Raw genomic sequence first — 13,983 nt, forward strand, 5'->3', positions numbered from 1 at the left:
AGACCGCCCAGCAGGCCGTCGTCGCCGAGGACACCACCCAGCAGGCCACCGTCGCCGCCGAGCAGGCCGCCCAGCAGACCGTCGTCACCCAGCACGCCACCCAGGAGACCACCGTCGCCGCCGAGCAGACCGCCCAGCAGGCCGTCGTCGCCGAGGACACCACCCAGCAGGCCACCGTCGCCGCCGAGCAGGCCGCCCAGCAGGCCGTCGTCACCCAGCACGCCACCCAGCAGACCGCCGTCACCGCCGAGCAGACCGCCCAGCAGACCGTCGTCGCCCAGCACGCCACCCAGCAGCCCATCGCCGCCGATCAGATTCGCCACGCCATCGGTCAGGAAGTCGACCTGCGTGCCCACCGCGCCCAGCAGTGCGTCGGTGGTGCCGGCGCCCAGCAGCTGGTCGGTCAGCGGGCTCAGGAGGCCGCCGACACCGTCGGTGACCTGACCCACGAGGTCGTCCACCGGATCCAGCACGTTCGGGTCGTTCGGCGTGAAGGTATCGCCGAGCACCGGGCCCAGCAGGCCGCTCACGGTATCGGTCAGGCTGTCGGTCAGGCCGACCACCGGGGCGAGCACGTCGCCCAGGCCGAGCTCGCCGAGCAGGCCGTCGTTGAGGCCGTCGACCAGGCCGCCGACGATGCTGTCGGTCGGGTCGAGCAGTTGGGCACCCGTGCCGCCGCCACCGCCGTCGAGCAGGCCACCGAGCAGACCGCCCAGCAGGCCGTCTTCGCCGATCAGGCCACCGACCAGACCGTCTTCGGCCAGCAGGCCGCCGACCAGGCCGTCCGGACCCAGCAGGCTCGGCACCAGGCCGTCTTCGCCGAGCAGGCCGCCGACGATGCCGTCATCGCCCAGCAGACCGCCGAGCAGGCCGTCGTCACCGAGCACGCCACCGAGCAGGCCGTCGTCGCCGAGCAGGCCGCCCAGCAGGCCATCGCCGCCGATCAGGCCACCGAGCAGACCGTCGTCGGCCAGCACGCCGCCGAGCAGGCCGTCGTCGCCGAGCAGACCGCCCAGCAGACCGTCGTCGCCCAGCAGGCCACCGAGCAGGCCGTCGCCACCCAGCAGGCCGCCGAGCGGGCCGCCGGCACCGAGGATGCCGTCGTCGCCGAGCACGCCACCGAGCAGGCCGTCGTCGCCGAGCAGGCCACCCAGCAGGCCGTCGTCGCCCAGCAGGCCGCCGAGCAGACCGTCCTCACCGCCGAGCAGGCCGCCCAGCGGGCCGTCGGCCAGCAGGCCACCGACCAGGCCATCGGGGCCCAGCAGGCTGTCCACGATGCCGCCTTCGCCGAGCAGACCGCCGGCGAGGCCTTCGCTGCCCAGCAGGCCGCCGAGCAGGCCGTCGTCGCCGAGCAGGCCACCGACCAGGCCGTCTTCGCCCAGCAGGCCGCCCAGGGCGCTGTCTTCACCGATCAGGCTGCCCAGCAGGCCGTCGGAACCGAGGGCCGGGCCGAGCAGGCCGCTCAGCAGGCCGCCTTCGCCGCCCACGCCGCCGAGCAGGCCGCCGTCACCCAGCAGGGTGTCGAGCAGGCTGCCGACCGCGGTGCCTTCGCCGATCAGGCCACCGACCAGACCGTCGTCGCCGAGCAGTTGGCCCACGAGGCCGTCTTCGCCGAGCGCGCTGCCCAGCAGGCTGCCTTCGCCGAGCAGGCCATCGACCACCTGGCCGATGGTGCCGTCGGTGCCCAGCAGGCCGTCGACGAGGCCGTCGATGCCCAGGCCGGTGGTCACGCCACCGAGCAGGCCATCGCTGCCCAGCACGTTCTCGAGCGCGTTGCCCAGGGCGTCGGTGACGTAGTCGACCTGGCCGTTGAGCGAGCCGATCAGCGCGTCGGTCACGCCGTTGCCCAGCAGGGCATCGACGACCGGAGCGACCGCGCCGCCCACGCCGTTGGTCAGGTTGTCCACGGCCGTGTCGACCGGGTCGAACTCGTTCGGATCGTCGGGCGTGAACTCTTCGCCGACGATCGGCGAGAGCACGTCGTCGAGCAGGTCGGTGACGCCATCGACCACCGGCTTCACCGGGTCGAGCGCGCCGCCCAGGCCGAGGGTGTCGTCCACGGCATCGATCACGTGGTTGACGAGGCCGTCGCCCGGATCGAGGAGGTGGTCGGCGTCGGCGTCTGCGTCGGCATCAGCGTCTGCATCGGCATCGGCATCGGCATCGGCATCGGCGTCTGCGTCGGCATCAGCGTCTGCGTCGGCATCAGCGTCTGCATCGGCATCAGCGTCTGCATCAGCGTCTGCATCGGCGTCAGCGTCTGCATCGGCGTCAGCGTCTGCATCGGCGTCAGCGTCCGCATCGGCGTCAGCGTCAGCGTCAGCGTCAGCGTCAGCGTCTGCGTCTGCATCGGCATCTGCATCCGCATCGGCATCGGCATCGGCATCCGCATCCGCATCGGCATCGGCATCGGCATCGGCGTCAGCGTCGGCGTCGGCGTCGGCGTCGGCGTCAGCGTCGGCGTCGGCGTCCGCATCAGCGTCGGCGTCCGCATCAGCGTCGGCATCCGCATCTGCGTCGGCATCCGCGTCAGCGTCCGCATCCGCGTCAGCATCCGAGTCCGCGTCAGCATCAGCATCCGCGTCGGCATCGGCGTCCGCATCGCCATCGGCATCCGCGTCCGCATCGGCGTCCGCGTCGGCATCGGCGTCGGACTCACCCACGCCGCCTGGAATCTGGAAAGGAATGAAGCCGCCATCGCCACCACCGCCGCCGCTCAGCGCGGCACCCAGTGCGGCCGCGCCCAGCGCGCCGAGGGCGAACTCGCCCAGGCCGATGCCGCTGCCGGCAGCGAGCTTCTTGGTGACGGCCAGCGCGGCGGCATCCGCATCGCTGTCGGGCGGCGTGACCTGCAGGTCGCCCGAGGCCACGTCGACGTTCACCTGCTCGAGACCGCCAGGCAGCTTGGTGGAACCCACGGTGGCATCGGTGCCGCCGGTGAAGACGCCGGCCAGCGGCGCCTTGTTGCCGGCCGAGCCGGGGAACAGGACGTTGGCCTGGCCACCGTCGGGAACGATCACGCGATCGCCGGCCATCAGCGAATGGCCGCCGTCGACGGGAATCGACACGCCATCGCGCATGACGACCGTGCCCGGCGTAGCATTGGATAGCGATCCGATGCTGGCGGGCCCCGTCGCGACAGGCGCGGAGGGTGCGACCACCGGTGCCGAGCCCATGGGGGCGATCGGCGTTGCGGTGGCCTGGGCGATGACCACTGGAGCAACGCCGTTATCGGCAGTTCCCGCGGTCGAAGGGGTCGATGCTTGTGGTGCAGTCATGGCGGCCTCTGTGACAAAAGATGGAACTACAGGGGCAACTTGCGTGCCGCCTTTTCGCGGCCTTGCACCCACTGCCCATCGACCGCCGCAACTCGTTGATCTGCTTGGGTTTTTCTTTCAAATCAGTCCTTCGCGAGACGGCTTGCGAGGGCTTTCACCGAGGTCTTTTCTCGATTCGTTACGTAACGATGTAACGTGTGCGCCCCGGAACGCCGGCCCGACCCCAGGGGTTTTCGGCCGACACGCGCAAGCGCCACGGACCTGCGTTACGCGTCATCGCCGCGCACGTGCCCACGGCCTCGCGGCCTGCGTCCCCTCCGCTTCTTCTCTGCCTATCTATATATGTTCAATCCCTCCCAGGAAGACGTGCGCCGCTTCTTCTGCGACGTGTACGCCAAGCACCGCCAGGGCCTGCCGATGGAAGCGCTCGAGACCATCGCCGCCGGCTGGATCGAGGCGCACCCCGAGTACCACGAGGACCTGCTCGACGCCGACGCGGCGGTGGCGCGGGTCTACGACGGCGCGAACGGCCGCGAGAACCCGTTCCTGCATCTGTCGATGCACCTGTCGATCAGCGAGCAGTGCTCGATCGACCAGCCGCGCGGCATCCGCCAGGCGGTCGAGCTGCTGGCCGCGCGCCGCGGTTCGCTGCTCGATGCGCATCACGAGGCGATGGAATGCCTGGGGCAGATGATGTGGGAGAGCCAGCGCGCGGGGCGCCCACCGGATGGCGACGGCTACGTCGCCTGCGTGCAGCGCCGCGCCACGAAGGACTGAGGTCGACTACCCCGCCGACGCCCCGCGCCGCCGCGCCGGCAGCGAGCCCTGCGGCTTCGCGGCCTCGCGCAGCAGCCCCGCCATCGCGGTACGCAGTGCCGAGGGCTCGGCATCGCTGCGCTGCAGCAGGCCCACGGGCTCCTCGGTGCCGGCGGTGTCGATGCGCAGCCGCACCATGCGGCCGTCGGCCAGTTCGCCGCGCGCCGCGCCCAGCGGCGTGATCCACACGGCATCCGACAGCGCGACCAGCGCGCGCGCCAGCGCGACGTCGAGCGTCTGCAGCGTGTTGGCCGGCAGCGCGAGGCCGCGCGCCGACAGGAAGCTCTCGGTGTTGTGGCGCGGGATCGTGCCCTCGCCGTAGACCATCAGCGGATAGTCGAGCACGGCCTGCACCGACACCGGCCGGTGCGCGAGCGCATGGCCGGTGCGCACCGCGAACACCAGCGGCTCGGTGTGCAGCAGCTCGAAGCTCAGGCCGCCCATCAGCCGCGGATCGCTCATGCGCCCGACCACCAGGTCGAGCTCGCCGGCGCGCAGTTCGTCGAGCAGCACCGGGTTGGCCGCGCTCTTCACCACCACCTGCACCGCGGGCCAGAGGCCGCGCAGCCGCGCCAGCGCGCCCGGCAGCAGCGCGGGCGCGACGCTGGGCAGCGCGCCGATGCGCAGCCGCTCGACGCGCCCCGCTGCCGTGGGCGCGATGGCCTCGGCGCTGGCATCGAGCGCCTCGAGCACCTTGAGTGCATGCGCGAGCAGCTGCTCGCCGGCCGGCGTGAGCCCCTGCACGCCGCGCCGCCCGGCGCTGCTGCGCTCGACCAGCCGCGTGCCGGCGATGCCCTCGAGCTCCGACAGCGTCTTCGACACCGCGGGCTGGCTCAGCGCCAGCCGCTCGGCCGCGCGCGCCAGGTGGCGCTCCTGCGCCACCGCCACCAGGCAGCGCAGGTGGCGCAGCTGCACGTTGCGCACGAAGTCCAGCCGCAGGTCGCTCGTCATCGGCCCCTTGTCCTCGTCTTCTGGATTACCAATGGTTATTGAAACGGAATCAATCTTCAATTTACATCATCGAAGCGGGATTCCAGAATGCGCCCATCCGGACCCGGTCCGTCCCACGACAGGAGACAACAGGCATGTTGACCAAGACCCAGCCCCAGCTCACCCCGCGTGACTGGGACGCCCATCCCAGCTACGTCTACCCCGGCTACAAGTCGACCGTGAAGCGCGGTCCGCAGAAGCCGCTGATCCCGCTCAAGGCCTCGCTCGGCGAGCTGCAGCAGCCGGTCTACGGCCACGAGAGCATCGGCGAGTTCGACCACGACCTCACGCGCAACGCGCGCCGCAACGGCGAGCCGCTGGGCGAACGCATGATCCTCACGGGCCAGGTGCTCGACGAGCGCCGCCGCCCGGTGGCCAACACGCTGGTCGAGCTCTGGCAGGCCAACGCCTCGGGCCGCTACGTGCACAAGGTCGACCAGCACGATGCGCCGCTCGACCCCAACTTCCTCGGCGCGGGCCGCTGCCTGACCGACAGCGAGGGCCGCTACCGCTTCCTCACGATCAAGCCCGGCGCCTATCCCTGGGGCAACCATCCGAACGCCTGGCGTCCGCAGCACATCCACCTGTCGCTGTTCGGCCAGAGCTTCGCGAGCCGCCTGGTCACGCAGATGTACTTCCCGGGCGACCCGCTGCTGCAGTACGACCCGATGGTCACCGGCACGCCCGAGCGCTACCGCAACCGGCTGATCGCCGACTTCAGCCTCGACATCACCGAGGAAGGCTACGCGCTGGGCTACCAGTTCGACATGGTGCTGCGCGGCGCCGACGAGACCCCGTTCGAGACCCGCTGAGCGAAGAAGGAAAGAGACACGCCATGAGCAAACTGATGAGCGCCCAGGAAGCCGACTTCGGCCAGACGCCCTCCCAGACCGTCGGCCCCTACTTCGCCTACGGCCTCACCGCCACGCAGTACGGCTACGACTTCGACCAGCCCTTCGACGCGGTGCTGGCGCTGGACGACGCCGCCGGCGAACGCATCCGCCTCGAGGGCCGGGTGATCGACGGCGACGGCAATGCCATCAACGACGCGCTGGTCGAGATCAGCCAGCCCGACGGCGAGGGCCGCTATCCGCAGACGCCGGCGCAGGCGCGCGAACTGGGCTTTCGCGCCTTCGGCCGCGTGGGCACCGGCACCGACGCGCAGAACCGCTTCGTGTTCCACACGGTGAAGCCCGGCGCCGAGTCGCCCGGCGAGGCGCCGCACATCAACGTGATCGTGCTGATGCGCGGCCTGCTGCTGCATGCGTTCACGCGCGTGTACTTCAGCGACGAGGCCGAGGCCAACGCCAGGGACGCGGTGCTGCAGAGCGTGCCGGCCGAGCGCCGCCACACGCTGGTCGCGCAGCGCGTCGAGCGCGGCGGCGCAGTGAGCTACCGTTTCGACATCCGCATGCAGGGGGCGGAGGAAACCGCCTTCTTCGACGTCTGAGCGCCTGAACCCGAAGCCGGCCACCGCGCCGGCTTTTTCGTACCCGGACTTCTTCTTTACAGCGCGGCAGCCGCAAGGCGGCCGCGCGCTCGCCGCTGCGCAACGCAAAACCATTCCAACACGGAGCAACGCATGTCATCCCCCTCGGCTTCCCTGGACGTCCAGTCATTCCTCGACCGCCATCCCTTCTCGGCCTTCCAGTGGCGCATCTTCGCGCTGAGCTTCCTCGTGGTGCTGCTCGACGGCTTCGACACCTCGGCGATCGGCTACATCGCGCCCTCGCTCGCGAGCGAATGGGGCGCCAGCAAGATGGCGCTCGCGCCGGTGCTCAGCGCGGCGCTGTTCGGCCTCGCGGCCGGCGCGCTGCTGGCCGGGCCGCTGGCCGACCGGCTGGGCCGCAAGCGCGTGCTGGTGGGCGCCGTGCTGGTGTTCGGCCTGGGCTGCCTGGCCTCGGCCTTCTCGCAGAACATGCCGCAGCTGGTGGGGCTGCGCTTCGTCACCGGGCTCGGCCTGGGCGCGGCCATGCCCAACGCGGTGACGCTGATGAGCGAGTACTGCCCGAGCCACCGGCGCGCCACCATCACCAACACCATGTTCTGCGGCTTCCCGCTGGGCGCGGCGCTCGGCGGCTTCCTCGCGGCCTGGATGATCCCGCACCTGGGCTGGCGCAGCGTGCTGGTGCTCGGCGGCATCGCGCCGCTGCTGCTGGTGCTGCTGATGGCGGTGCTGCTGCCCGAGTCGGCGCGCTACATGGTCGCGAAGAAGTACGCCACCGAGCGCATCCGCGCCGTGCTGCGCCGCATCTCGGAGAGCGCCGCGCAGGCGCGCGCCTTCACGCTGACCGAGGCCGGCCCGGCGCCCGTGGACGGCAGCGGCGGCGGCCTCGCGCTGGTGCTCTCGCCGCGCTACCTCGTGGGCTCGGCCATGCTGTGGATCGCCTACTTCATGGGGCTGGTGATCTTCTACGCCATGATCAACTGGATGCCGATCCTGTTCCGCGAGGCCAACGTGCCGCCGCAGACCGCGACCGTGATCTCGGCGCTGTTCGCGCTCGGCGGCGTGGGCGCCATCTTCTTCGGCTGGCTGATGGACCGCTTCAACGCCAACCTGGTGATCGCCACCGGCTATGCGCTGACCGCCGTCAGCGTCTACCTGATCGGCCAGTCGCTCGGCAACCTCGCGGCGCTGGTGCTGACGGTGCTGCTGGGCGGCACGCTGATGAACACCGCGCAGTCCTCGATGCCGGCGCTGGCCGCCGCCTTCTACCCGACGCAGGGCCGCGCCACCGGCATCGCCTGGATGCTGGGCCTGGGCCGCTTCGGCGGCATCGCGGGTTCGTTCCTGGTGGCCGAGCTGGCCAGCCGGCAGCTGGGCTTCGCCCAGATCTTCGCGGTGCTGGCGGTGCCGGCGCTGATCGCGACCGTGGCACTGCTGGTCAAGCAGGTGGTGCACCCGCATGCGGCCGATGCCGGCCGGGGCGCCGGGGCGGTGGCCGGGCACTGAACACGCCCGCCTCCCGGAAAGCAAAAAGCCCGCGTCCGCGGGCTTTTTGCTTCTTGCGCAGGGCCGGCGGACCGGCTCGCCCGCTGTTACTTCTCGGCGTGGTGGATGCGCGACTCGGGCACCGTCTTGAGCTCGCCGGGCACCGAGGCGATGTAGCTCGCGAGGGTCTTGAGTTCGGCGTTGCTGAACTTCTTCGGCTCGACCTGGCCGGCCATCACGGCGTTCGAGCGGCCGAGGTGGATGTTGTTCTTCACGCGGTAGGACTTCAGCGCGACGAACAGGTAGTCGGCATGCTGGCCGGCCAGCTTGGGCACGGTGCCGTCGTTCGGGGTGTTGAAGTTGGCGCCGTGGCACTTGGTGCAGCTGTTGTCCTCGCCGTTCTTCTTGATCAGCGCCTGGATGTTCTCGGGCATGGCCTTGGCCAGCGCGGCCGGGGGCGCGTCGCCTTCCTTCACGCCAAGCTGGCTGTAGTAGGCGGCGAGGTCGGCGATGTCCTGCTCGGTGAGCGTGTCGGCGATCGCGCGCATGGTCGGGTGCTTGCGGTCGCCGCCCTTGTAGGCGGTGAGCGCCGCCGTGATGTACGTGGCGCTCTGGCCCGCGATCATCGGCACCTTGTGGATTTCAGGAAAGCTGGCCTGGTAGCCGATGATGCCGTGGCAACCCACGCACATCTGGACCTTCTTGGCGCCGTCCTGGGGCTTGCCCGTGACTTGCTGGGCTTGTACCGACACCGTCCCGCAAGCGACAGCAAGGGCAAACATCGTGGTCAACAACTTGTTCATTTTGCGCGCACAATCTCGTGGAGATACCGTTTTTCGAACCAACTTTCGATTATATGCAAGGCTCCCGCGGGCGCCTGTGCGGGCCGACCCGAAGGACGCACGTTGCCGATCGAGTGTGTTCTTTTCTCCACCACAGCCTCCCGTTCACGCATGAAATTCAAGGGCTCAGACAACTACGTCGCGACACAGGACCTGATGCTCGCGGTCAATGCCGCCATCACCCTCAAGCGCCCGCTGCTCGTCAAGGGCGAACCCGGCACCGGCAAGACCATGCTGGCCGAGGAAGTGGCCCAGGCGCTGAACCTGCCGCTGCTGCAGTGGCACATCAAGTCGACCACCAAGGCGCAGCAGGGCCTCTACGAGTATGACGCGGTGAGCCGCCTGCGCGACTCGCAGCTCAAGGACCTGGATGGCGGCGAGCGCGTGCGCGACATCCACAACTACATCGTCAAGGGCGTGCTGTGGCAGGCCTTCACGGCCGAGCAGCCGGTGGCGCTGCTGATCGACGAGATCGACAAGGCCGACATCGAATTCCCGAACGACCTGCTGCGCGAACTCGACCGCATGGAGTTCTACTGCTACGAGACGCGCGAGCTGATCCGGGCCAAGCACCGTCCGCTGGTCTTCATCACCTCGAACAACGAGAAGGAGCTGCCCGACGCCTTCCTGCGCCGCTGCTTCTTCCACTACATCAAGTTCCCCGATGCCGAGACCATGCGCAGCATCGTCGACGTGCACTTCCCCGGCCTCAAGCAGGAACTGCTGGCCGCGGCCATGAAGACCTTCTACGACGTGCGCAACCTGCCCGGCCTGAAGAAGAAGCCCTCGACCTCCGAGCTGCTCGACTGGCTCAAGCTGCTGGTGGCCGAGGACATCCCGCTCGAGGCGCTGCAGAGCAAGGAAGACAAGGTCGCCGTGCCGCCGCTGGTGGGCGCGCTGCTCAAGAACGAGCAGGACGTGACCCTGTTCGAGAAGCTGGTCTTCATGCAGCGCAACAACCGCTGAGGCAGCGTCGCTCATGCCTGTGCGGCCATCGCCCCCCGTCGGCCAGCTGCTGGTGCTGGGCGTGGCCCAGGCCGTGCTGTTCGTCGTCGGCGCACTGCTCGGCCGCTGGATCGGCCTGTACTTCGGCCTCGATGCCTTCGGCCCGAACGGCTACGGCAACCGCGAGATCTTCGGCATCCTGCTGATCGGCCTCGGCGGCGGCGCGGGCGTGCAGCTCGCGCGCGCCTGGTACGACCGGCGCTACGGCAAGCCGGCGCCCTGAACGACACGAGACACCGCGCAACCATGGCTTTCGTCGAACCCGTCACCCTGACATCGCGCGGCCTCGCGCTGGTACCGCTCGCGCTCGCGCACGAAGAGGGCCTGCGCGCCGCGGCCGCCGATGGCGAGCTCTGGAAGCTGCGCGTGACCTCGGTGCCCGAGCCGCAAGATACGCGCGCCTACATCGAGACCGCGCTCAAGACCGCCGACCGCTTCGCCTTCGCCGTGACTGAGGAAGCCACCGGCACCGTGCTCGGCAGCACCAGCTTCCACGACATCCTGCCGGCCGTGAAGCGCGTGGAGATCGGCTACACCTGGTACGCCAAGCGCTGCCAGCGCACCCACGTCAACACCACCTGCAAGCTGCTGATGCTCACGCACGCCTTCGACACGCTGGGCTGCAACGTGGTGGGCTGGCGCACCGACAACTTCAACCACGCCTCGCAGCGCGCGATCGAGCGGCTGGGCGCGAAGAAGGACGGCGTGATCCGCGGCCACGCGATGCGCCGCGACGGCACCATCCGCGACACCGTGATGTACAGCCTGCGCGCGGGCGAATGGCCCGAGGTCAGGGCGCAGCTGCTCTACCTGCTCGACAAGCCGCGCGGCTGACAACCCCAAGGAGCGTCCCATGCTCATCGATTTCTTCTATACCCTGCGCTCGGCCAAGCTGCCGGTCTCCGTCAAGGAATACCTGACGCTGCTCGAGGCGCTGCAGGCCGACGTGGTGGGCCCGAATTCCGACGACGCCTATGGCCTCGACGACTTCTACTACCTCTCGCGCACCGCGCTCGTGAAGGACGAGAAACACTACGACAAGTTCGACCGCGCCTTCGCCGCCTACTTCAAGGGCGTGGAGATGCTGACCGACTTCACCAAGGAAGTGCCGCTCGACTGGCTGCGCAAGACGCTGGAGCGCGAGTTCTCGGCCGAGGAAAAAGCCAAGATCGAGAAGATGGGCTGGGACGAGCTCATGGAGACGCTCAAGAAGCGCTTCGAGGAGCAGAAGGAGCGCCACGAGGGCGGCAGCAAGTGGATCGGCACCGGCGGCACCTCGCCCTTCGGCCACGGCGGCTACAACCCGCAGGGCATCCGCATCGGCGGCGCCGGCAAGAACAAGAGCGCGGTCAAGGTCTGGGACCAGCGCGCCTACAAGGACTACGACGACACGCAGGAACTCGGCACGCGCAACATCAAGGTCGCGCTGCGCCGGCTGCGCAAGTTCGCGCGCGAGGGCCACGAGGAAGAGCTGGACCTCGACGACACCATCCACTCGACCGCGGCCAACGCCGGCTTCCTCGACATCAAGATGCGGCCCGAGCGCCACAACAACGTCAAGGTGCTGCTGCTGATGGACGTGGGCGGCACGATGGACGAGCATATCCAGCGCGTGGAGGAACTGTTCTCGGCCGTGAAGACCGAGTTCAAGCACCTGGAGTTCTACTACTTCCACAACTGCGTCTACGACTTCATGTGGAAGAACAACCGCCGCCGCTTCTCGGAGAAGTTCGCGACCTGGGACATCCTGCGCAAGTACAACAAGGACTACAAGCTGATCTTCGTGGGCGACGCGACCATGAGCCCCTACGAGATCCTGCAGCCCGGCGGCAGCGTCGAATACAACAACGAGGAAGCCGGCGCCGAGTGGATCCAGCGCCTCACGCACGCCTTCCCCAAGTTCGCCTGGATCAACCCCGAGCCCCAGGGCGTGTGGCAGTACCGCCAGAGCATCTCGGTGATGCAGCAGTTGATGTCCAACCGCATGTACCCGCTGACCCTGCGCGGCCTCGAAGAGGCGATGCGGCTGCTGTCCAAGTAACGGAAAAGACCTCCCGGCATACCGGGCCTTGACGGCCCCCGAGCCCCGGCCGCGCGAGCCTGGCGGCCCGCACATCATGTATCCGAACGCGTCCGACACGGACGCGCCGGATCATGCTGTCAGAATCATCGCCCATGTTCAGGGTGGTTCGTGTCGTTTTGCCGGCGTGTTGGCCGGCATTGCTTTTTTCCGGCGTCCTGCTTTTGCAAGGCTGCAGCCTGCTGCCGAAAAAGGACGCGGGCGACTCGGCCGCGTCCACCCCCGCGCTGGTGAGCGACGGCGGCGACCGCGCGGCCAGCGCGTCCACGGACGGCGAGAGGGAGGGCAAGGACGGCAAGCGCCGCGATGCCTTCTCGGTCGACGTGCGCGGCCCAGACAGCGTGCGCGAGTACCTCTCGCTGCACCTCGAGATCCAGCGCTACAAGACGCTCGACGACCTCGGCGCCACCGAGATCTCGCGCCTGATGGTCGCGGCCGAGGCCAATGCGCGCGAGCTGCTCGCCACGCTGGGCTACTTCACGCCCGCGCTCACGCTCGAGCTGCACGAGACGCCCGCGAGCGACAAGGCGCCGCGCGAGATCGTGGTCACCGTCGAGCCCGGCGAGATCACGACCGTGAGCAACGTGCAGCTCAGCTATGCCGGCCCGATCGCCGACGACCCGAGCGCCGAGTCGCAGCGCGACACCATCCGCACCGCCTGGGCGCTGCGCGCGGGCCAGCCCTTCACCCAGCAGGCCTGGGACGACGCCAAGGCGGTCGCGCTGCGCAGCCTCACGGCCAAGCGATTCCCCACCGGCAACATCGAGATCAGCCGCGCCGAGGTCGACGCCGACCGCCACGAGGCCCGCCTCAGCGCCACCTACCAGTCGGGCCCGGCCTACAAGTTCGGCCCGCTGCTGCTGCGCGGCAACCAGCGCTACAGCGCCGACGGCATCCGCCGCATCGCGCAACTGCCCAGTGGTGCCGACTACGACCAGCAGAAGCTGCTCGACGCCCAGCAGCGCCTGGCCAGCAGCGGCTACTTCGATTCGGTGTTCCTCACGCTCGACACCGAGAGCGGCACGCCGCTGGCCGCGCCGGTGATCGCGCAGCTGCGCGAGGCGCCGCTGCAGAAGGTGGTGCTGGGCGTGGGCTTCACCACCGACAACGGGCCGCGGCTGTCGATCGACCACATCCACAACCAGCTGCCGCTGCTGGGCTGGCGCGCGGTGTCGCGGCTGTCGGTGGACCGCGACATCCAGTCGCTGGGCACCGAGTGGAAGGCGATCCCCGGCGACGACGGCTGGCGCTGGTTCTCGGGCGCCGAGCTCAAGAGCGAGCAGTCGGGCAGCTACGTGGTCGACAGCGGCCGGCTGCGCGGCGGGCGCAACAAGACCAGCGACCACATCGACCGCAGCTATTTCCTGCAGTACGACTACGCGACCAACCGCGGCACCGATGCCCCACCCTCGGCCTCGGCCGTGACCGCCAACTGGGGCTGGACCGGGCGCTACTTCGACGACAACGGCTCGCCGCGGCGCGGCTACGGCCTCGCGCTCGAACTGGCCGCGGGCTACACGCTGACCGGCCAGCAACTGCCGTTCACGCGCACCTACGTTCGCTGGCTCGGCATCGTGCCGGTCGGCTGGGCCGACGGCAAGGACGCCGCCACGCTGGCGCGCCGCAGCCGGCTGCAGCTGCGTGCCGAGGCCGGCGCGGTGGTCGGCAAGGACTCGGCACAGATCCCGTCCACCCTGATGTTCCTGACCGGTGGCGACACCACGGTGCGCGGCTACGCCTACCGCGACATCGGCACGGTGCGCGCCGACGGCCAGACCGTGGCGGGCCGCTACCTCGGCGTGCTGAGCCTCGAGTGGCAGCGCCCCTTCGTCTACAAGGACAAGCTCACCGACTTCGAGAGCGTGGTGTTCGTCGATGCCGGCGCGGTGGCCGACAAGCCCAGCGAGCTCAAGCCCAAGGTCGGCGTGGGCGTGGGCACGCGCTGGCGCAGCCCGGTCGGACCGGTGCAGGCCGACCTGGCCTATGGCGTGGACACGCGCAAGTTCCGGCTGCACGTGCGGCTGGGCTTCACCTTCTGAG

At 69.5% G+C, this 13,983-nt stretch carries 12 protein-coding genes; 9 read left to right on the top strand and 3 right to left on the bottom strand.

Annotated features, from left to right (window positions below):
• On the bottom strand, positions 1-3,278 hold a 3,278-nt coding region (locus AC07RV_RS39945), incomplete at its 3' end, for a hypothetical protein (protein WP_493196367.1).
• 342 nt (positions 3,279-3,620) lie between these two features.
• Between AC07RV_RS39945 and AC07RV_RS39950 the strand changes: the two genes are divergently transcribed.
• Positions 3,621-4,055 carry a DUF1841 family protein gene (locus tag AC07RV_RS39950; protein ID WP_208511236.1) on the top strand — a complete coding sequence of 145 codons (435 nt, stop codon included), beginning with the start codon at positions 3,621-3,623 and terminating at the stop codon, positions 4,053-4,055.
• 6 nt (positions 4,056-4,061) lie between these two features.
• On the opposite strand, the gene AC07RV_RS39955 is transcribed toward AC07RV_RS39950, so the two are convergent.
• Complete coding sequence (locus tag AC07RV_RS39955) at positions 4,062-5,045, bottom strand: LysR substrate-binding domain-containing protein (RefSeq protein WP_296781807.1); 984 nt, start codon at positions 5,043-5,045, stop codon at positions 4,062-4,064.
• Positions 5,046-5,179: 134 nt separating this feature from the next.
• Between AC07RV_RS39955 and pcaH the strand changes: the two genes are divergently transcribed.
• The 3 genes from pcaH to AC07RV_RS39970 all read left to right on the top strand — a co-directional run bounded on the left by pcaH (position 5,180) and on the right by AC07RV_RS39970 (position 8,037).
• On the top strand, positions 5,180-5,896 hold the full coding sequence (gene pcaH / locus AC07RV_RS39960) for a protocatechuate 3,4-dioxygenase subunit beta (protein ID WP_203202863.1): 717 nt from the start codon (positions 5,180-5,182) through the stop codon (positions 5,894-5,896).
• 23 nt (positions 5,897-5,919) lie between these two features.
• A complete protein-coding gene (gene pcaG / locus AC07RV_RS39965; RefSeq protein WP_296781806.1) occupies positions 5,920-6,534 on the top strand; it encodes a protocatechuate 3,4-dioxygenase subunit alpha in 615 nt (204 codons plus the stop codon).
• A 132-nt stretch (positions 6,535-6,666) separates the two neighbouring features.
• Positions 6,667-8,037 carry an MFS transporter gene (locus AC07RV_RS39970; RefSeq protein WP_296781805.1) on the top strand — a complete coding sequence of 457 codons (1,371 nt, stop codon included), beginning with the start codon at positions 6,667-6,669 and terminating at the stop codon, positions 8,035-8,037.
• An 86-nt stretch (positions 8,038-8,123) separates the two neighbouring features.
• Here AC07RV_RS39970 and AC07RV_RS39975 read toward each other — a convergent pair whose 3' ends face one another.
• Positions 8,124-8,819 (bottom strand): c-type cytochrome, encoded by a 696-nt coding sequence (locus AC07RV_RS39975; protein WP_093347749.1) that lies wholly within the window; start codon positions 8,817-8,819, stop codon positions 8,124-8,126.
• A gap of 150 nt (positions 8,820-8,969) precedes the next feature.
• Here AC07RV_RS39975 and AC07RV_RS39980 point away from each other — a divergent pair, with 150 nt between their 5' ends.
• The 5 genes from AC07RV_RS39980 (at position 8,970) to AC07RV_RS40000 (ending at position 13,982) form a co-directional block, all read left to right on the top strand.
• The gene (locus tag AC07RV_RS39980; protein ID WP_093347752.1) at positions 8,970-9,824 is read left to right on the top strand and encodes an AAA family ATPase; all 855 of its coding nucleotides are present in this window, start codon (positions 8,970-8,972) and stop codon (positions 9,822-9,824) included.
• Positions 9,825-9,837: 13 nt separating this feature from the next.
• Complete coding sequence (locus AC07RV_RS39985) at positions 9,838-10,086, top strand: hypothetical protein (RefSeq protein WP_203202866.1); 249 nt, start codon at positions 9,838-9,840, stop codon at positions 10,084-10,086.
• A 23-nt stretch (positions 10,087-10,109) separates the two neighbouring features.
• Positions 10,110-10,697, top strand: a complete 588-nt coding sequence (locus AC07RV_RS39990) for a GNAT family N-acetyltransferase (protein WP_296781803.1) — start codon at positions 10,110-10,112, stop codon at positions 10,695-10,697.
• A gap of 19 nt (positions 10,698-10,716) precedes the next feature.
• On the top strand, positions 10,717-11,904 hold the full coding sequence (locus AC07RV_RS39995; RefSeq protein ID WP_057590875.1) for a vWA domain-containing protein: 1,188 nt from the start codon (positions 10,717-10,719) through the stop codon (positions 11,902-11,904).
• A gap of 134 nt (positions 11,905-12,038) precedes the next feature.
• Positions 12,039-13,982 (top strand): autotransporter assembly complex protein TamA, encoded by a 1,944-nt coding sequence (locus AC07RV_RS40000; RefSeq protein WP_296781802.1) that lies wholly within the window; start codon positions 12,039-12,041, stop codon positions 13,980-13,982.
• The last annotated feature ends 1 nt before the right edge of the window (position 13,983 follow it).

Source organism: Variovorax sp. GW821-FHT09B01 (genome assembly GCF_059418345.1).

What these genes read in the sequence shown, in the direction of transcription:
- AC07RV_RS39955 (WP_296781807.1), bottom strand. Translation starts at nt 5,045, where the DNA reads ATGACGAGCGACCTGCGGCTGGACTTCGTGCGCAACGTGCAGCTGCGC.
- AC07RV_RS39970 (WP_296781805.1), top strand. Translation starts at nt 6,667, where the DNA reads ATGTCATCCCCCTCGGCTTCCCTGGACGTCCAGTCATTCCTCGACCGC.
- AC07RV_RS39980 (WP_093347752.1), top strand. Translation starts at nt 8,970, where the DNA reads ATGAAATTCAAGGGCTCAGACAACTACGTCGCGACACAGGACCTGATG.
- AC07RV_RS39975 (WP_093347749.1), bottom strand. Translation starts at nt 8,819, where the DNA reads ATGAACAAGTTGTTGACCACGATGTTTGCCCTTGCTGTCGCTTGCGGG.
- AC07RV_RS39990 (WP_296781803.1), top strand. Translation starts at nt 10,110, where the DNA reads ATGGCTTTCGTCGAACCCGTCACCCTGACATCGCGCGGCCTCGCGCTG.
- pcaG (WP_296781806.1), top strand. Translation starts at nt 5,920, where the DNA reads ATGAGCAAACTGATGAGCGCCCAGGAAGCCGACTTCGGCCAGACGCCC.
- AC07RV_RS39950 (WP_208511236.1), top strand. Translation starts at nt 3,621, where the DNA reads ATGTTCAATCCCTCCCAGGAAGACGTGCGCCGCTTCTTCTGCGACGTG.
- pcaH (WP_203202863.1), top strand. Translation starts at nt 5,180, where the DNA reads ATGTTGACCAAGACCCAGCCCCAGCTCACCCCGCGTGACTGGGACGCC.
- AC07RV_RS40000 (WP_296781802.1), top strand. Translation starts at nt 12,039, where the DNA reads ATGTTCAGGGTGGTTCGTGTCGTTTTGCCGGCGTGTTGGCCGGCATTG.
- AC07RV_RS39985 (WP_203202866.1), top strand. Translation starts at nt 9,838, where the DNA reads ATGCCTGTGCGGCCATCGCCCCCCGTCGGCCAGCTGCTGGTGCTGGGC.
- AC07RV_RS39995 (WP_057590875.1), top strand. Translation starts at nt 10,717, where the DNA reads ATGCTCATCGATTTCTTCTATACCCTGCGCTCGGCCAAGCTGCCGGTC.